Source organism: Methanocorpusculum vombati (assembly GCF_026891935.1).
GTDB lineage: Archaea > Halobacteriota > Methanomicrobia > Methanomicrobiales > Methanocorpusculaceae > Methanocorpusculum > Methanocorpusculum vombati.
The window spans coordinates 29,294-48,023 of record NZ_JAPTGC010000009.1; the positions used below are offsets into that span (position 1 = coordinate 29,294).

18 protein-coding genes and 1 tRNA gene are annotated in these 18,730 nt (G+C 50.5%); 4 read left to right on the top strand and 15 right to left on the bottom strand.

Annotation, left to right across the window (positions count from 1 at the left end):
- Nucleotides 1-75: 75 nt before the first annotated feature.
- The 10 genes from O0S09_RS10050 to O0S09_RS07520 form a co-directional block, all read right to left on the bottom strand.
- Nucleotides 76-345 carry a ribonuclease P protein component 1 gene (locus O0S09_RS10050; RefSeq protein WP_425438241.1) on the bottom strand — a complete coding sequence of 90 codons (270 nt, stop codon included), beginning with the start codon at nucleotides 343-345 and terminating at the stop codon, nucleotides 76-78.
- Between the two features lie 8 nt (nucleotides 346-353).
- Entirely contained in the window at nucleotides 354-554 is a 201-nt protein-coding gene (rpmC, locus tag O0S09_RS07480; RefSeq protein ID WP_268923346.1) for a 50S ribosomal protein L29, read from the bottom strand.
- A gap of 5 nt (nucleotides 555-559) precedes the next feature.
- Entirely contained in the window at nucleotides 560-1,261 is a 702-nt protein-coding gene (locus O0S09_RS07485; RefSeq protein WP_268923347.1) for a 30S ribosomal protein S3, read from the bottom strand.
- 2 nt (nucleotides 1,262-1,263) lie between these two features.
- Nucleotides 1,264-1,737, bottom strand: a complete 474-nt coding sequence (locus O0S09_RS07490; RefSeq protein ID WP_268923348.1) for a 50S ribosomal protein L22 — start codon at nucleotides 1,735-1,737, stop codon at nucleotides 1,264-1,266.
- Between the two features lie 5 nt (nucleotides 1,738-1,742).
- The gene (locus O0S09_RS07495) at nucleotides 1,743-2,153 is read right to left on the bottom strand and encodes a 30S ribosomal protein S19 (RefSeq protein WP_268923349.1); all 411 of its coding nucleotides are present in this window, start codon (nucleotides 2,151-2,153) and stop codon (nucleotides 1,743-1,745) included.
- Between the two features lie 6 nt (nucleotides 2,154-2,159).
- Nucleotides 2,160-2,870, bottom strand: a complete 711-nt coding sequence (locus O0S09_RS07500) for a 50S ribosomal protein L2 (RefSeq protein ID WP_268923350.1) — start codon at nucleotides 2,868-2,870, stop codon at nucleotides 2,160-2,162.
- A gap of 11 nt (nucleotides 2,871-2,881) precedes the next feature.
- Nucleotides 2,882-3,130 (bottom strand): 50S ribosomal protein L23, encoded by a 249-nt coding sequence (locus O0S09_RS07505; protein WP_268923351.1) that lies wholly within the window; start codon nucleotides 3,128-3,130, stop codon nucleotides 2,882-2,884.
- Between the two features lie 3 nt (nucleotides 3,131-3,133).
- The gene (gene rpl4p / locus O0S09_RS07510; RefSeq protein ID WP_268923352.1) at nucleotides 3,134-3,880 is read right to left on the bottom strand and encodes a 50S ribosomal protein L4; all 747 of its coding nucleotides are present in this window, start codon (nucleotides 3,878-3,880) and stop codon (nucleotides 3,134-3,136) included.
- Nucleotides 3,881-3,888: 8 nt separating this feature from the next.
- Nucleotides 3,889-4,893 carry a 50S ribosomal protein L3 gene (locus O0S09_RS07515; protein ID WP_268923353.1) on the bottom strand — a complete coding sequence of 335 codons (1,005 nt, stop codon included), beginning with the start codon at nucleotides 4,891-4,893 and terminating at the stop codon, nucleotides 3,889-3,891.
- A gap of 619 nt (nucleotides 4,894-5,512) precedes the next feature.
- Nucleotides 5,513-5,917: a Tfx family DNA-binding protein gene (locus O0S09_RS07520; protein ID WP_268923354.1), complete on the bottom strand. Its 405-nt coding sequence runs from the start codon at nucleotides 5,915-5,917 to the stop codon at nucleotides 5,513-5,515.
- Between the two features lie 368 nt (nucleotides 5,918-6,285).
- Here O0S09_RS07520 and O0S09_RS07525 point away from each other — a divergent pair, with 368 nt between their 5' ends.
- Nucleotides 6,286-7,128, top strand: coding sequence for a F420-dependent methylenetetrahydromethanopterin dehydrogenase (locus O0S09_RS07525; protein ID WP_268923355.1), 843 nt, complete (start codon nucleotides 6,286-6,288; stop codon nucleotides 7,126-7,128).
- 525 nt (nucleotides 7,129-7,653) lie between these two features.
- Here O0S09_RS07525 and O0S09_RS07530 read toward each other — a convergent pair.
- Entirely contained in the window at nucleotides 7,654-8,637 is a 984-nt protein-coding gene (locus O0S09_RS07530) for a 5,10-methylenetetrahydromethanopterin reductase (RefSeq protein WP_268923356.1), read from the bottom strand.
- A gap of 253 nt (nucleotides 8,638-8,890) precedes the next feature.
- Here O0S09_RS07530 and O0S09_RS07535 point away from each other — a divergent pair, with 253 nt between their 5' ends.
- A complete protein-coding gene (locus O0S09_RS07535) occupies nucleotides 8,891-11,185 on the top strand; it encodes a tubulin/FtsZ family protein (protein ID WP_268923357.1) in 2,295 nt (764 codons plus the stop codon).
- Between the two features lie 7 nt (nucleotides 11,186-11,192).
- Here O0S09_RS07535 and dcd read toward each other — a convergent pair whose 3' ends face one another.
- Entirely contained in the window at nucleotides 11,193-11,624 is a 432-nt protein-coding gene (gene dcd, locus O0S09_RS07540; protein ID WP_268923358.1) for a dCTP deaminase, read from the bottom strand.
- 102 nt (nucleotides 11,625-11,726) lie between these two features.
- Here dcd and O0S09_RS07545 point away from each other — a divergent pair.
- Nucleotides 11,727-11,798 (top strand) — tRNA-Arg (locus O0S09_RS07545).
- Nucleotides 11,799-11,821: 23 nt separating this feature from the next.
- On the opposite strand, the gene O0S09_RS07550 is transcribed toward O0S09_RS07545, so the two are convergent.
- Nucleotides 11,822-12,988, bottom strand: coding sequence for a carboxypeptidase regulatory-like domain-containing protein (locus O0S09_RS07550; protein WP_268923359.1), 1,167 nt, complete (start codon nucleotides 12,986-12,988; stop codon nucleotides 11,822-11,824).
- Between the two features lie 475 nt (nucleotides 12,989-13,463).
- On the opposite strand from O0S09_RS07550, the gene O0S09_RS07555 reads away from it, so the two are divergent.
- Nucleotides 13,464-16,280 (top strand): MEMAR_RS02690 family S-layer glycoprotein, encoded by a 2,817-nt coding sequence (locus O0S09_RS07555; protein ID WP_268923360.1) that lies wholly within the window; start codon nucleotides 13,464-13,466, stop codon nucleotides 16,278-16,280.
- Between the two features lie 379 nt (nucleotides 16,281-16,659).
- On the opposite strand, the gene argB is transcribed toward O0S09_RS07555, so the two are convergent.
- Both argB and argJ read right to left on the bottom strand, forming a co-directional pair.
- Nucleotides 16,660-17,544 carry an acetylglutamate kinase gene (gene argB / locus O0S09_RS07560; protein WP_268923361.1) on the bottom strand — a complete coding sequence of 295 codons (885 nt, stop codon included), beginning with the start codon at nucleotides 17,542-17,544 and terminating at the stop codon, nucleotides 16,660-16,662.
- On the bottom strand, nucleotides 17,541-18,692 hold the full coding sequence (gene argJ, locus O0S09_RS07565) for a bifunctional ornithine acetyltransferase/N-acetylglutamate synthase (RefSeq protein WP_268923362.1): 1,152 nt from the start codon (nucleotides 18,690-18,692) through the stop codon (nucleotides 17,541-17,543). Before argJ ends, argB begins: the two co-directional genes overlap by 4 nt.
- Nucleotides 18,693-18,730: the final 38 nt, after the last annotated feature.

Here is an 18,730-nt window from a genome sequence, read left to right on the forward strand (position 1 = left end):
AACCCTCATCTTACGCGCATAGCTCGCACGTCACGCACCCGGTAAACGGGACATAACGGTCTCGCTGCTCTGGGCTTACGCCCTCGCTTTAACACGTCGCGCTGGAGAAACAGACAAGCCTGAGCAGTCTATTACAACTTCAACACTATCCGGGAGGGTTACCCGGAGTAACATATATTGTTTCTCCAAGCACTTAATCCCATTCCCTGACCGGAGGGAAAGAGTGTTTTTGGTTTCATCGACGATGAAACCACACATTCCCTCCTGTGTTTTGTTGCGTGACCGCACCACAACCGCATATAATCCAATCAGCTCATGCTGCAGGATCGATTGTGGTGTGATCATAAGACAACTTATGCCTGACGCTTGGTCTGTTCAGTCTTAATGCGTGCGATAGTTCTGCGAACTTCCCGGATCTTTCCGGGGTTTTCCGGTGCACCACCGGCGCTGACTTTTCCGTACTGCTGAATTAACTCATTCCTGAGTTTCTGCTCGTTTTCTACAAGCTCAGCATCGGAAAACTGGGCGACTTCCTTTGCTCTGAAGATTGCCATGATGTTCAGGCCTCCTCGTGGAACTCAGGTTCAAGTTCCGGCTCGCTTGCAAGTTCTGCATCGAACTCTTCAAACACATCAGCCTCAACAACCTGTGCCGGAGCCGGATTTGCATCGGGACGGATCTCAAAGTGATCCGGAAGAACTGCTCCAGGAGGAACGATTTTTACCTGGACACCAATGATACCGAGCTTCTTGACAGCGGTTGCATAACCGCTCTCAACGATGGACTCGGCCGGTTCACCGGAGTGTTTGATGTAGCCTTCAACGAACTTCTGCACACGTGCACGGGCACCGGTCAGCTTACCTGCGATGATAACTTCACAGCCAAGTGCGCCGGAGTCCATAACACGGCGGATAACGGAGGAACCTGCCTTCCGGAAGTACCATCCGCGTTCCAGTGCATTTGCAAGGCGCTCTGCCATGATCTGGGCGTTCAGGTTTGGATTTCCAACCTGCTGAACCTCAACCTGCGGAGAGTCGATACCATAGATCGAAGTCAGGTCGGACGTGATCTGGCGAACCAGTCTGCCGCCCTTACCGATGACAATACCGGGCTTCTCTGCAAAGATCGTAACCTGCGTACCGACCGGGGTGCGGACAATGTCCATACCGCCGTATCCGGCACGCTTGAGTTCCTTGTTAAGGTACTGCTCGACACGGACCTTGCGGACACCGTCGGCAACGAACTTCTTCTCGATAGTCATACTTACTGCACCTCACGGAGGATTAACTCAATGTTCACGGTATCTCTGTGCTTGGGGGTTGCTCTGCCCATTGCACGGGGGAAGATTGCCTTCATGCACCGGCCTTTGTTTGCTGCGGCGTGGACGATAACCATCTTTTCCGGAGCAAGACCTGCGTACTCGGCATTCTTCTGTGCGGAACGGATTAACCGGATATACTCTGCGGCTGCCTTGACCGGATATCTTCCGGCTGCAGTGCCGAAGGTCTTGCCGTTTAAGCTCTTCTGGTGACCAACGTTTCTTGCATAGCGGTGGAACGGAACTGCTCTCTTCAGATCAATAACCTGTTCAAGGTATGCAACTGCGTCGTCTGCCATCATGTTACGGACGAGGTGGGCAATCTCCACTGCGTGCTTCGGAGAGCATCCAAGCTCGTTAGCCTTTGCACGGGCGATGTTGTCGCCGGTAAGTTTGTTACTGTATTCTGTTCTTGCCATGACAATCACTTCAACGGGACATACTTACTCGACCTAGTTGCACCAATACCGGCGCTACCGTGGCTGACCTTCTTGCGGGTAAGAGCGAACTCACCAAAGTAGTGGAACACGCCCTCAACCGGGATTTCAACGTTCACGAACTCTTTTCCGGAGTAGATGGCAACATTCTTGCCAACCATTTCCGGAAGGATGATCATTGAGCGGATATGGGTTCTCACACCGTCACCGGCTGCGATCTTCGCGCGAACATCCTCTTCATCGCGGGTAAATCCGCGAAGAACCTTACGGCGTGCTGCTGACGGCATAATCGGAAGAAGCTCTTCCATGGACATGGCTTTGAGCTGCTCGATGTTGTAGCCGTGGTAGGTATACTCCTCTCGCCGCTTTGGCATTCTCTTAGTAGTTTTCTTTGCCATTTACGTTCACCTCCGGCATCCGGTTCTCCGTGCTGCGACATGTCCGACTTTCTTACCGGCCGGGGTTCCGCGTGCAACGGTCTTTGGCTTACCTGGGTGCTGGTGTCCTCCACCACCGAACGGGTGGTCGATAACGTTCATAGCGACACCGCGAACACGCGGCCAGCGGGTTGCCGAGGTCTTCATCTTGTGATACTGTTTACCTGCTTTCAGGACCGGTTTGTCTCCGCGTCCTCCACCGGCTACGAGGCCGATGGTTGCAAGACAGTGCTCGTGGAACCACTTCGGTTTACCGGACGGCATGCGGACGCCGACTTTACCCTCGGATTTACCGATGACAATAGCCTGAACGCCGCTTGCACGGACGAACTTGCCGCCGTCTCCCGGGCGGGCCTCAATATTGCAGACGGCCATACCGGTCGGGATTGCTGCAAGCGGAAGGGTGTTACCGTTCTCGATCTTTGCCTCAGGTCCCCATGCAATTTCATGGCCAACACCGACGCCCTCGGTGATGAGTACGTACTCCTTTTTGCCGTTGATCTTTACCACTGCAATCGGAGTGTGGCGTGCTGGGTCGTGTTCAATGTCAACAACGGTTGCGGTGACAGTTTCGGTAAAAGAACCGAAGTGTTTCAGCTCTGCCTTATACTGGTGCGACGGGGCGCGGTAGGTTGAACCTCCCTTTCCACGTGCCTGTGTACTGATTCTGTGTCCCATGTTGACTCACCTTACACAATTCCCAGCTGAGAGAGAATCTCTTCAGCAGCGTTCTTCTCTTCGAAGGTAATGATTGCCTTCTTGGCTCCCTTGGTGGTCATCATGGTGCTGATGGATGCGACCTTCTTACCGAAGTTCTTCTCCATGGCGGCCTTGACGGATGCCTTGGTTGCGTCCTTTCTTACGATGAAGGAAAGCTGATTGGCATTTTCCAGGAGAACCATTGCCTTTTCTGTAACAAGCGGGTGTGCGAGTGCCATCGTTTATGCCTCCCCGAGCTTCTTGACAGCGGCCTCAGTCCAGACAGTAAGTCTGCCTGCGTGAGTTCCGGGTGCCAGAACATTTGCGTTCAGAGAAGTGACCGGCATGACATCGACACCTGCAAGGTTTGCACCGGCGGTAAAACCGGGAACTGCGGTGACGATTAAGACGGACTTTGCCTGCTTGTACTTGCGTCCGCGTGTCTTTCCGCGGCCTGCACGGATTGCACGGGAGTTCTTTGCACGCTCAAGGTCTGCACCAAGTCCGAGGGCGATTAATGCCTTCTTGACTTCTGCGGTCTTTGCGAGTGCTTCAAATGCATCCTCAACAACAATTGCTGCGTCGCCTTCGAATTTGTGACCGCGGGCGGTAACGAGTTCGGTGTTGACGGTTGCTGCAATTGCAGAGCGGATTGCCTTTGCCTTCTCTTTCTTGTTGATCTTCTCAACAAGGATCTTTTCGACTTTGGGTGCGTGTGCCGGGTGACCGCCTTTGGTCTGCGGAACTTTTGCACCGCGGGATCCGTTCTTGATACGCGGAATCTTTGATTCGCCGCGCTTGGAACCCCAGCCCTCTGCAGAGGTCCTCATACCTGCATACGGGTTTGCACCGTACGGCTGGTACTGCTCGCTCTGGAATGCGAGGACAGCTCTCTTGATGAGGTCCGGACGGAACTCTTCGTTGAAGACTGCCGGAAGCTCGATCTCGTGGAGAACTAAACCGTTAATTGCTTTTACATTTGCTTTCATCGGTCAGGTCACCCCTGCTTGCTCTGGAGACTCACAAACTCAACAACAGGAGTCTGGATGGTCTTCTGTTCACCCATGCGGGTTGCGGGACGAATACGAATCAGGCGTTTTGCCGGACCCGGAATGGAACCTTTAATCAGGACGTAGTTTCCGCGGACAAGACCGTAGTGGAGGAATCCACCTGCGGGGTTGATGTCGTCAGGGTTGTCACCGAGTTTAATGATTCTCTTGTTGAACTCCGTGCGCTGCTGGAATCCCATCTGACCGGGCATCGGAACCTGCCAGCGAACGTGGTGCGGAGTCCACGGACCAAGAGTACCAATGTGCCGTACTTTCTTGGTTCTTGCGTGTTTTCTCTTTCTGAGGCAGATACCGAATCTTTTGACAGCTCCCTGGAATCCCTTTCCTTTGGTGATTCCGGTAATGTCAGCAAACTGACCCTCGGAGAGAATGGAGTTCATCTCAACGCTGGTGCCAAGAAGAGAAAGTGCATAGTCAAAGCGTTCCTGTGCGCTGCCGCCGGCAACACGGATTTCCATTAAATCAGGAACCTTTTTCGGGACACCGGTGATAGTATCCGGCTGGGTGTACATCAGAACCATAACTTCGACAACATCGGCCATCGCAGCGTTGATTTTTTCAGTTGCTGCAGCGGCGTTGTGTGCCTTTGCTTTGGTGATTCTACCGGAAAGTGCGGCAACATCCTCAGACCAGACTTCGGTAAGCGGGTGTTTGCCGTAGGTGTCTTTGACATAGACGCGGATTGCGGCAACTTTCATTGCCGGGATCTCGATGACGGTCACCGGGACCATAATTTCCTTGCCTTCTGTCGGGCTCTTTTTGTGATCGTCAATCATAATGACGTGGGTCATGCCGGCCTTGTAGCCTGCAAATCCCTGAAGCGTGGGCTGCCCGTTATACTCCGGCCAGGATTGGTACTTTGGTACAATACTCTTGGCCCTCTTGCGAGGATAGTATGCGAGGGAACCGGCACGCGGTCTCACAGTTCTCATGTGTTAATCAGTCCTTAATACTGTAGTCATTTCATTCCCGCGGGAACGAAAGACGTCTGCTGTGGTTGTCAATTATAAACAACCGTTCTTTCACCATTAGCCTGCGATGTTACAGATCGCCTTCGACCATGGGACGTACATTCTTGTGTCGGTCTCAGCTTTCTGTGCAGATGCACAGATGCTTAGAAGACGGAAAGACGGGTAGCAATTGATCCATTAGGATATCCGCATGAACGACAACGTCTTGTCTGTTCTTGTGGTTTATGCCCGAATGACGCATGTAGTATGCGCGCCGCACGGTTGCGGCTTCCAAGTCTCACGTAAGAGAACCTGACAGTTCACGCGCTCTTTGGTTTTCACAAAGAATGGGCTCGTCCTGCTGACGTTCGCCCGGCGCGCTTCATCAGACCTATTGAGGTCTTAATCCTTTACGGGATCATTCCCGCGAAAGGGTTACACGATAATGAAAACAACGGCAGAATCTGCGTGCTTTCAAACCAACTGGATATCCACGATACACAGCAGCTATGCTGATATCAGCCTATAAAGGCTTCAATATTATTGGAGGAGTGAGATAATAAAGGTAATGGGGAGAATGAGCGACAAAAAATAAGAGAGGTTATCCAAAGTAGAGATCGCCGTCAGTGTTGAGATATACCCGGATGTCTTCTCTGACATGCCGGCCTTTGATTTTTTCAGGCATGTAGGAGCTGATGCGGTTGATTAAGGAGATGCTGTCATACCGGATTTTTATGTTCAGAGGGGCTGCTGCCTGATAGATGAGATGCGGAGCCTCCATGAGATCGGTACCTGCGGCAAGGACACAAAGGTCTGCAGCATCGAGAGTGTAGAGAAATTCGAGGGTTTCTTTGGCACGCCGGATATTTTCGTTGGCAGATTTTTCGATAGTACAGATGTTTGCTTTTGATGTCCCGAGACGATCGGCGATCTGCTGCTGGGTCATTCCTTGCTTGCGATATCTGATAACTTCCTTCTGACGATCGGTAAGGAGAGTATCTTTCATGGTTATTAATATAAGTCTGTTAACTATAAACATATTTGGTTAAAGTAGTGTACTTTTCCGGGACAGAAATGAGTCGACCAAATACGTCCGGGAAATTTGTCTCACGCTTTACGCGCATGAATCTGCAGAGATTTTGCTAGATTTTTTGGCAAGACAAATAAAGAATCTAAGAAATGTGTCTCGTATGAGTCTGTGAACTGAATATTCCTGATTGGGATTCATTCTGATATATCCAGATTTGAGGAGGTTTTCCTATAATCTCAAATATATCACCGTATTTTCGGGATCGGTACTATCAATTCACAAACCTTATATTGGTTCTCGTCGATAATCTGATGTTCTCATTGAAAATGAGAGGTGTAATAAATATGGTAGTTAAGGTAGGAGTTGCAAAGCTCGGTAACATCGCATCCGGTGTTATGGCAGAGCTTCTTTTAGATGAGCGTGCAGACCGTGAAGACATGATGACCTTCATGGCAACCTCTGGAACGAAACTGCAGAAGGAAGATGTTGACCGTGTCGTCACCAACCTGAAAGCATGGCAGCCGGACTTCGCAATTGTCGTATCCCCGAACGGAGTTCTCGAGGGACCGACCGGTGCACGTGAGGACCTTGCAGCAGCAGGTATCCCCACAATCGTCATTACTGATGATGTAACCACCAAGAAAGAGCAGTTTGCAGCACTGAAGGAGTCCAAGTTCGGATACATCATTGTGAAGGCAGATTCCATGATTGGTGCACGCCGTGAGTTCCTCGACCCGATTGAGATGGCAGACTACAACGGCAACCTTGTAAAAGTTCTCGCAGTTACCGGTGCATTCCGCAAGCTCCAGACCGAGCTTGACAAAGTCATTGACCAGGTAAAGGCAGGAAAGAAGGGCGACGAGATCGTTCTCCCGAAGATTGTCCTGAACTCTGACAACTCCACCAAGGGTGAGTTCAACAACCCCTATGCACTTGCAAAGGCACGGGCAGCATACGAAGTTGCACAGGCTGTTGCAGGCGTCAATGTGAAGGGCTGTTTCATGACCAAAGAGTGGACAGACTATGTCCCAATCGTTGCATCTGCACATGAAATGATGCGTGTTGCAGCAATGCTCTGCGATGAGGCACGTGAGCTTGAGAAGGCAGGCGACTCTGTCATCCGCAAGCCGCACAAGAAGACCGGTGAGATCGTCTCCAAGGTCGCTCTTATCAGCAAGCCTGAGTAAGTATATTCAGGAAAAATATTTTTTTTCTTTTTTGATGTTCGGCGCATTCATTGCACTCGCAGGACTTGGTGCAGTCGCACTTCTCGTACTCCGCCGCAACTAAGCAGCGTGAAACAAAAAGAGATGAGATCTGAAGCTCAGGAAAAATCCTGAGACACAATAACTCTCTCTTTTCAGAAAAAATCTCAAAGCTCTTTTCCAACCACACCCTCACGTAATCCAACGAACACGTGAACGTCCGCAACAAATCTGTCCGGCACAACCGTAAATCCCGACCAATCCCCCCTCATCATCCCAAAAAGAATAGCAGACCTACCTACGTTCCATCTTCAGCAGAAATACCAAAAACCCGGCCCATCACATGAACCCGGAACAACCCAAACTTTCACATACCGCGCACGCTTTTTTTCTATCATTACCTGCACCAACAGAACACAACAAAACATCCCGACAGGATTTTAAAAAATCCGTAAAAAATCACAACAGAAAAAACAAAAAAAATATGGAAAATCGGAACGAGCCGATTTACATAATCTTGCCGAGCAGGCGGATAGAATTCGTCATGTCCGGTCCAAGCGGAGAACCGAAGATGATCTGCGTAACACCTGCTTTCGTCAGGTCTTCACACTTCTGGCGGATAATGTCAGGAGTACCGCAGATGGTAAATGCTTCAATTTCTTTGTCCGTAACGAGGCCGCCGACTGCACCGAAGTCGAAGCGTGCAAGTGCGTCCTTAATCTTTGCAACGTTTGCAAGATCAAGACCATGGCGCTGGAGCAGTGCCTCCGGAGATCCTGCTGCAATGAATGCTGCAACGATCTTTGCTGCTTTCTTTGCTTTCTTCTCGTCCTTGTCGATGGACAGAGCAGTGTATGCACCAACATCAAAGTTCTTCTTACCAACCTTCTCGGTTGCCGCCTTAATAATTGGGATAGCAACATCGAAGTCCTTCGGGTTGGATGCATTGATAAGTGCTCCATCTCCCTTCAGACCTGCAAGCTCAAGGACTTTCGGACCCTGTGCACCAACATAGACCGGAATACCCTTCTTACCTGGGAGAGTAACACCCGTCAGTTTTGCACCATCGTAGTCGAAGAACTGCAGACCGGACTTCTTCACTTCTGCACCGCTGCAGAGTGCACGAATCTGATCAATTGCCTCACCGAGTCTTGCAACCGGCTTTACGGGGTCAATTGCAAGTTTCGGAAGGGTGGACAGATCGCCCGGGCCAATACCAAGAACTGCACGACCATCGGAGATCTCATTCAGCGTGCAGGCAAAGGATGCCATACCTGCCGGAGTATCCGTAAAGGAGTTCATGATACCCGGACCCATCTTCAGGGTCGTAGTTGCCTGGGCAACTGCGGTCAGAACCGGATAGCAGTGGCGGTTGTTGTAGTGGTTGGTGATCCATGCGTAGTCAATGTCCTTGCTCTCTGCAAGCTTACAGTAGTTAACTACCTGCTTAACATTAACGTTTCCCGGAACAAACTCAATTCCATAAGTCAAAGTTCTTTACACCTCAATTCTAAGTTAATCCCCTCTGCATAAATAGATTCTGCTTTGAAGATAATCATTCCGGCAAAATCCGGAGGATTTCACCATCGACGCCTAAATGAGGGAAAAATCAGGGGTTTTTGTATGCGCTTTTCAAATAATTGCTGGTATCTGGGAAAACACCCGCATCTTATAAAAGAATATATGGTTATAAAAGGAATAATAGAAGCAGAATGCATTCTTCCGGGGATGCGGGTGAACCACAATGAGAGCATTACTCATCGGACTGGGCGGAGCAGGCTGTCGTATCGTCGATACACTCAACCAGCATGACGAGCGGAGCGGTGTCCGGAGTGTGCGATCCTTTGTGTTTGACGCAGACCAGAAAACCATCTCTGAAATGCAGACCATCCCGCAGGAAGACCGGTTCGTTCTCACGCCGGTCGATCCGATCAAAGAACACAACAACCGCGGAACCGATTTTGAAGTGGGAAACCTTGCAAGCTGTTTTCAGCGTGATGGCATCGAAGAGATTGACGCAGTATTCGTCTGCGCAGGCCTTGGCGGAAGAATGGCCGAACTGGTACCGACCATCGTATCCCAGCTCAACGACGCCTTCCCCGACCCGGTCTTCACCATTCTCACACTCCCCGGACGAAACGAAGGAGTAAAAGTATCTGCCCGGGCATCCGAAACGCTTGCAGAGATCCGCAGCGTATCTCAGGCAACCATTCTCTTCGACAACGAAACATGGTTCAAACGTACCGAAGATGAGGACAGCATCAAAAATGTGGAAGAGGCAAAACACAAAGCCACCATCTACGAAATGTTCCCGGTCCTCAATGAGATGCTTGCACGCCGGGTCGGCCTCCTGCTTCGTGCCGGAGAATTCAACCATAAAGGCGTTGAAGCCGCAGAAGTAGTATTGGATGCAGGAGAAGTGCTCAATACCCTCAAAGAAATGGACCTCGTTGCAATCGGCTACGCAACCGAAAAACTTCCCACCACTTGGACCAACAACATGATGAAACGCATCCGGGTGGAAAAATATCTGCTGGAAGAAAATCAGGCACGGACCTCCCGCATCGTTGAACTGGCAAAACAGGCGGTGTACCGGGAAGTATCCGTCCCCTGTGACCTCACATCCTCGGAAAAAGCCCTGGTGCTGATTGCAGGTCCCTCTGATGAACTGTCCATGAAAGGATTCCAGACGGTCCGCAAATGGATTGATCGCAGCATCAAAGGCCTTGAGATGCGGGCCGGAGATTATCCGGTCAAGTCGACCCAGTATGTCGGCGTGATTATTGTTCTTGCCGGTCTGGAAAATGTACCGCGGGTGAAGGAGTTGGACGAAATTCGAACCATTTACGAAAACGAACAGAACAAAGAGTACGAAGAAGAAGAAAAAACCGAGAAGGTCCCAACCATTCAGGTTGCAAACGACGAAGTTCTGTTCGAGGACGAGATGGTGATGCCGATAGGAATTAATCCCGCGCCCGCCCCGGAAGAGAGCGGAAATGACATCTTTGAACTGGAGGATTTCTCCGAACCGGAAAACGAAGAAGATATCTTTCAGGAAGAACCGCAGATAACGCAGTCCCCCTCCTATTCACCGGACGACGTGTTTGAAGAAGAGGATACGTACAGCATCCCGCAGCAGGAAGAGGATGTGTTTGAAGACGAAATCATGGTTCAGCCCCAGCAGCAGTATATCCAGTATCCTGCCCCTGCGGGTGACGATGACGTCTTTGAGGATGTGGTCCGGAGAGTCGTCCCACCCCCCCCGCCTCAGCAGCAGTACATGTATCCTCCCCAGTATGCCCCACAGTACATTCAACAGCCGCAGCCGGCAACAATCTTTGACGACTCTCAGCCCGAAATTCGGCCGGTGATCCCCAAGGAAAAACCCAAACCAAAAGAGATGCCGAAGATCACCATTGCCGGGCCGAAAAAACAACCACAGATGACCGGCAGTACGATCATGATGCCGAAACGGCAGAAAAAAGTGGACAACGTACTTGCAGGGATGGCAGATGTCGGCGGCAAAGACAAACCAAAAGACTCGGACAGTGTGCTTTCCGGAAAAGCAAATGTCGGTGGAAACGGCCGGCCGAAAGAAACGATAACAACCGGTGTTCTGGAAGGATCAGTCACGGTAGGATACCAGAGACCCAAAGAAACTGACGGGGGCGTCCGCATGTCCGGCGGTCAGCGTCCAAAAGAGACGATGGTCCCGGGCATTCTTGAAGGATCGGTGCGTATTGGTACGCAGCGGCCAAAAGAGACGGACGGGCATATCAGAATGTCCGGAAGTCAGAAGCCGAAGGAAACCGATGGACACATCAGAATGGCAGGTTCCCAACGTCCGAAAGAGACGGACGGAGTTGTGCGCGGCGGCTCAACACAGCGGCCAAAAGAGATCGGGGAATCTGCAAAAGTGCGTGACGCACAAAAACCCCGCGAAGTGAACAAAGGCATTCGGGTAACGTCGATCCCTCTGCCAAAAAATCCGGCGGTCAAAGAGATCGCAAAAAAAAGTGAGAAGGACAAGTGGCTGTAACAGCCGCTTATATTTTTGATTGTACCACACCGTAGCTGTCCTGGTAGTTGCCGTTATACGCATTTACCACATCTCCAAGGACAGGGTGAATAAGCATCTGTACAATGCGGGTGCCTTTCTCAACCGGAATATCCTCCGGTCCCATGTTTACCATGCAGAGCGTGAGGTTTCCCCGGAATCCCGGATCGATGTACCCGGCACCGAGCAGCACTCCTTTCCGGCCAAAGGAGGAGCGACCGCGAAGCGTTGCGGCGAGATCGGCGGGAAGGCTGACAAACTCCATTGTCGCGATAAGGGACAGCTCGCCCGCTTTCATAACAGTATCATCTGCGGCTCGGAGGTCATAGGATGCTGGCTGGAGCGATTCTTCGGCAAACGGTGTTATACCAAGTGTTCCGTCAGCGATGCGTGCACGAATTACGGAGGATGAGAGCAACATCTCTTTTGTGTTGGTTTCTGCGGCAATTGTACTTTGTGCTCCGGCTCGCCCGGCACATACGATAGAATATAAAAGGGATAAAGAGAGATGAATATATCAAGTGGATCTGTAGGGTAGTGGATATCCTTCCGGGCTTCGAACCCGGAGATCTGGGTTCGATCCCCAGCAGGTCCGTGCAGTTTTTTTTTGAAAAAATGTTAGAAGGATCCTCTTCTGCCGCGGTTGCCGGATTTTCCTTTTCCTTTCACAAGGAATACAACGACTACGACAATGATGATCACTACAATGACTCCTCCGACCAGTGCGACCGGGAAGTTCTGGGAAATCGGTATTGTGACGGTGTTGGTCTGACCGGCTGTTATGGACCAGGAGACACTCTGTGTGGTGTATCCGTCTTTGGATGCGGTTATCAGAATGGTTTTTCCCGGTTCCATGTCTTTGGTGAACTTTCCGGTTGCGTCAGTGATGCCGGTAACAAGGTTGTCAATGTAGATCGCAGCTCCGGTAACCGGGTTGTTTCCGTCAACAACGAGAACGGTCAGCGGGACGATTGCATACGTGAGTTCGACGATGACATCAGCGGAGTCTTCGGTGAAGGTCACTTCTTTTTTGTAGGAGTTGTAGTTTGGTTTGGTGACTTCCAGTGTGTAGGTTCCTGCGGTGAAGTCCTTGAGGGTTGCTCTTCCGTACTCATCGGTGGTTCCTATGGTTTTTCCGTCAATGATGATGGTTGCAAGGGAGACCGGTTTCATGCCGTTGTCCTTATCATAGACGAGGATTCTCGGGGAGAAGTAGGATTTGGAAAGAGTGACGGTAAGCGAGGTCTGGTCCGTTTCGATGTACTGTGAGGATGAGTAGGTTTCGTAGGAGTCGGCTGTTACCTGAATGTTGTGATACACACCTTTTTCCATGGATACATGGAGAATTCCTGCGCTGTTAGTGGTTCCCATTCTGAGTCCGTCAATGGAGATGGCGGCACCTGCAACCGGTGTTGATTTGTCGGGATTGAGAACTTTGATCTGAACCAGATTCGATTTCTGGAGATAGACGGTGTACTCTTTTTCCATCGAGTTGACATTGATGGAGAATTTCTGGTCGTCAAATCCATCCTTGGTGACGGTTACACTATAGGTGGACTTGTATTCGACTGAGGCGAACTTTGCGATTCCATCAACGGTGGTGTACAGGGTCTGTTCCAGGCTTGTTCCGCTTTTGACGATGACGACCTTTGCATCTTTGACGGGATCGTGTGATGCGCTGTTGTCATAGACGTTGATGGTAAGGCTTGTGGCTTCTGCTGCGGCTATTCCACAGAGTAACAGGGATGCCAGCAGAAGGATAGCAACCAGATGTTTTATTGACATAGATATATTCATTTTTGGGGGTGATCGGGTATTATTTATTCGGTCGGGTAGACGGGGTTGGGGTACGTGATCTTTGGCCATACTAGTATGGTGGGTGGAGGTTGTTTGTATGCTTTGTCGTGGGGCGGGGTTTTGTGGGATTTTTGGTTTGGTAGGATTCAAAGTTTGTTTGCGGGGAAGGATTCAATTTCGTATGGTTTGCTTTGTGGTACTTTGTTCTTTGTTTTCTTTTGATTTTTGTTATCTTGTTGGATGGTCTTCGTCGATCGGTGAAGTGTGTTTGGTGTAAAATTCGCGAGAATTTGGCGTATTTTTGGATCGAATTTGGTAGGATGTTTAATGGGAGTTTTTTGGAGTTGCATTTTTCGGAATTTTTGGAGGGTGCTTTTGCGGTTTTTCGAGATTTTCTCGTATAATTATTTTTCATGATTGAATCCTCATTTAGGAGGAATTACACTTGAAAAACACAAAGACTATGGCAGTTCTCGTTGTTCTGCTTGCAGCAGCGCTCTTTATCGGAGCAGCATCTGCAGCAGCTATTGGTGATGCGGACTTTAAAAATGTCACTGCAAATGCCACGACACTCACTGCCGCAACTGGAATCCAGACCTCGGATATCCTGATCTATAATACATCTGTATCCGTTGATTTAAATAACAACAAGGATATGTGGATCAACTGGGGTGACGATAGCACCCTTACTGCAGCAAACCTTAATGCTGCGCAGGGAACAGGCAGTTACAACCTGACTGTAAGCCACACCTACAATGCTCCAGGTAGCTATGTAGTTACTCTGTACAATGCATCCACTATTACTGCAACCACTGAGTCCAAGAGAATTGCAACCATCACTGTAGTTGACGCCAAGAAAATCGCTGCTGGTGAAGATGCATTCGTCTACGAATACATCTACGTCGCAAGTGCAACCAAACTGACAAAATACTCTGAAGGTACAAACCCAACCGCACTCAACCAGATTGCTGGAAAGAATGGAGTATTCTACCTGACTGAATCTGTTGTGAACAGTCAGTATGGTGCATACTACTACAATGGTATCCCATCGTCCAGTAACACTGATTTCATCTACATCTGGTACCCAGAACTGAGCATCCAGGCAGAACTCACCGATCCGGCAAATGTTTGGGGATCAACTGCTGGTGACTCCATTGAAGGTAAGACCATCAACAAGAACACCAACGTTACGTTCCTGCTCAACACACCAATGGTCGGCCCGGCAAATGTTAATAACAGATTTGGTAGCCTGTCCGCAAAGATTGTCTTCACCACTCCTGTTGGAGGTAAGACCACGGTCTTTGGTACCTATGACAACGGTCAGCCGGCAAACTACAACAACATCGCACTGACTGCAACTCAGAACATTGTTGGTTCCGCAATTCCGGGCAATGATGCAGCTGCAGGTACCTACACCGCACAGGCTGAGTTTACCAACTACAAGCCGTTCTCGGACAACGCAAAGAAATCCAACACGATCTCGTTCACCGTTCAGAGTACCTCTCTGTCCCTGACAGCAGGTAAGGATTCTGTCGTCCGCAGCAACCCGTTCACTACAACGATTCAGGGTGACGCAAACACTCTGTACTTCATCTATGTTGAAGGAACGGATGAAAACCAGCCTTACCTTCTTCCAGGTCAGTCTGGGTTTAAACCAGCATATACCGTTATCCCAGTGACCAGCTCCGGTGCTCCGATCTCTCCGGCTGTCAACAACAACCCGGTCGATGTCAGTGGCACTCCCTACTACTCGTACGGTTACTTTGAAACCGATGCATCCGGTAAGAGAACTGTTCAGTTCAATACCCAGGATAACACCGATGATAAGACCTACACCATCAGAATAATTACCATTGCAGGATCCTACCCATCCTTTACAAAAGGCGATGACTACGACACAGTCAAAGTCAAAGTCGAGAAGGGCTCAGTTACCATCTCCGCATCCGGTGACGGTTCCTACTACCTCGGTGACGAGATCAAACTGACCGGTACCAACACCGACAGTTCTTACGTCTTCCTGTTCATCGACGGCCCGAACCTTGGCTACTCAGATGGTGTCGTCCTTAAGAACCTCCCCGACCAGTTCCCGGCCTACAACGCAACCAATCCGATTGACGTCAAGACCGACAACACTTGGGAGTACAAGTGGGACACCTCGAACATTGCACTCGACACTGGTGCATACACCATCTATGCAACCAGCAAGCTTACCAACGGAAAAGCATCCTCTGCAATGAAACTCACTGCAGACCTGAACTCCAAGTACAACGTGTATGGAACAGTCCTTGATGTAAAGTACCCGAATGACTACTACGCAGTCAAGCTCTCCGATGCTGAGTACGCAACTGTGTCTGTCTCTCTGAAACAACCATTCCTGTCGGCAAACCCGTCCGGAACTGTTGTTGCAAAGGGTGACAAGATCTACATCCGCGGTAACGCAGAAGGAAACCCGAACTCTCTCTATCTCTACATGTTCGGTCCGAACTACTACGAGAAGTACTCCGTCTCCGTTGAGACTGACGGAAGCTACGAGAAGAAGATCGAGATCCCGAGCAGCCTTGCATCCAACCAGTACTTCGTCGTTGTCCAGCATCCGATGTACAACGGCCAGTTTGATGCATACGAAGAAAACGGCGTATTCAAGATCCGTAACACCACCACCGGCGGTTCCCAGCAGGGTTCCTTCGTGGTGACCGGTGCAAACAAGCTCCAGGGCTCCCAGGCAGCAGATGCACTGACCAAGATGATTGACTCCTCAAACATCGATGATATCTACACCAAGCTCACCTTCAACGTTGAAGAGGCATGGATCAGAATCAACGCCGTCGGTGACCAGGCAACAGGAACGAAATTCACCATTTCCGGTACCACCAACCTTGCGGTTGATGATCAGGTCCTGGTAGAAGTCAAGTCCTCCAGCTTCGACGTTACAGACAAATCCTCCACCTCCATGACTTCCGGTGTCTCTCAGGCAGTCAAAGTCGTGAAGGGTGACGGAACTGACAACGTATGGTCTGTTGAGATCGACTCGACCAACTGGAAACTTGATGAGTACACGGTGATTGCATCCGGTATTGAGGCAGATGTTTCCACAACGCAGAACTTCAACCTCGTTGAGAAAGTCGTGACCCCGACTCCGACCGCAACTGCAACCGGAGCAACTCCGACCACCACCACTGCACCTGCAACGACTACTCCGACCCAGACTCCGGGATTCGGCGCATTTGTTGCACTCGCAGGACTTGGTGCAGTCGCACTTCTCGTACTCCGCCGCAACTAAGTAGCGTGAAACAAAAAGAGATGAGATCTAAAGCTCAGGAGAAATCCTGAGACAAACAAACTCTCTCTTTTCCCAAGAAAAAATCTCAAGCTCTTTTCAAAAAAATTCAAACACAAAAACATCCCGCACAAAAAAGAAAAAATTATTTCGCCAGCAAATGATTTGCCACCTTAATAAACAAGCACTCCCCCGTCCCCAGCTCATAAAACGTGTCCGCCTTCTTATCGATCTTCGCATCCGCACGCCAGAACTTACACTCTTTACCCATACATCTTTCCTGAGTCAACGGACAAATAATTCCCATGAAACCACCTTTTCTGAAAATATCGAATCACAAAAATAAATCACTTTCGTTTCGCCAAACAAAAAAAGAAAAAAATTAGAAACTGATCATCGACGCCGTGATCATCGTCCCGACCCCATCATCCGTAAACAGCTCCAGAAGCAGATTATGCTCCGCATTCCCGTTCACCACATGCGCACCCTCCACCCCGTGACGGACCGCATTCACACTCGCCTCAAGTTTCGGAATCATCCCGCCGGAGATCGTCCCATCCGCCATCAGAGCATCCACATTCTTCAGCGTCAACCGGTGGAACACCTGCGTCCGCTCCTTATCCATCACACCATCCACATCCGTCAGCGAAATCAGTTTAAACGCCTTCAGCGCCACCGCAATCTCTCCCGCCATCGTATCTGCATTGATATTCAGATCATTCCCTTTCCGATCAATTGCCAGCGGTGACACCACCGGAATATACCCCGCATCCAGAAGCGTCTCCAGAAGCTTCGAATTGATCTCGCGAATCTCTCCAACAAACCCAAGATCAACCTCCTCCTCATGACCGCCCACCATCACCTTCTTCAGCGGCATCTTCTCCGCGATCACCAGACCACCATCATTACCGGAAACACCCACACCATGAGCACCGTTCTTCGCAATCAGGCTCACAATCGCACTACTGATCTTCCCGGCAAGAACCATCTGGGCAATCTCCAGCGTCTCCGCATCCGTCACCCGCAGACCGCCGATAAACTTCGGCTCCTTCCCCAGAGCCTGCATCTTCTGCGTAATCTCAGGGCCGCCGCCGTGCACCAGCACAACACGCATCCCCACATAATGAAGAAGCACCGCATCCTCAATAACCGTATTCATAATCCTCGGATCAACCATCGCATGGCCGCCGAGCTTAATCACAATTGTCCGTCCGTGGAACTTCCGGATGTACGGAAGCGCCTCCATTAACACACTCTGTCGATTCATGTTGTATACTTCCCGTTAATTTCCACATACTTTTCCGTCAGATCGCAGCCCCATGCAACTGCCTCCTTCCTGCCGGACTCAAGCGTAATCGTAAACACCACATGCTTACCCGTCATCGCTGCCTTTGCCTTCACAAGATCCGCCGTGATCTCGCCCTTCTGCACAAGCGGCGTCTCACTCTCTCCCTCACCGATCGAAAGCGACAACTCATCAATCGCGAACTCAACACCGGAATATCCTGCGGCACAGACAACTCTGCCCCAGTTCGGATCCTCACCGTACACCGCACTCTTCACCAGCGGTGACGTGATCACCGCCCGGGCAATTCTCTCCGCATCCTTCTCGCGGCGTGCACCCTTCACCCGGACCTCAAGCATCTTCGTCGCACCTTCCCCATCGGCTGCGATCTGTTTCGCAAGCGAAATGCAGCACTCTTCAAGGGCAGATGCAAACTCCTTCTTCGGCACGTGACCGGCTGCACCGGTTGCCGTACAGAAGAGGGAATCGTTCGTGCTCTCATCGCCGTCCACAACCACCCGGTTCAGACTCCGCTGCACCGCGGTCTTCAGGGCATCGTGGAGATGTTCAGCTGAGATCTCCGCATCGGTGTATACAAAGGAAAGCATCGTACCCATGTTCGGTGCAATCATACCGGACCCTTTGCAGATTCCCGCAACCGTAAATCCTTCACGCTGCACCAGAGCATGCTTCTGCACCGTATCGGTCGTCATGATGGCGGCAGCCGCCGCCATCTCCGCATCGGCAGAGTGGGCAAGCTTTCCCGCAACATCTGTACTCTGGCGGCGGATGAGATCCAGATCAAGATATCTGCCGATAACACCGGTACTCGCAACCCCTGTCTCCTTCTCGGAGATTCCCAGAGCCTCCGCACCGATGGCCGCCATCATTTTTGCATCCTCATATCCGCGTTTGCCGGTGTATGCGTTGGCGCATCCGCTGTTCACAATAACACCTGCAAGCTTCCCGCGCCGGGTACGTTCCGCCATGAGGTTAACAACCGGCGCACGAACCTTGTTGCTGGTAAAAACAGCGGCTCCCGTTCCGGATGCTTTGATAAGTGCAAGGCCGTATTTTCCTTCTTTTACGCCCCATGCGGTGACGCCTTCAACAGCACAGATACTTTGCATATGGATTCCTGTGTACTATATTTGTTCTGAGTATCTTG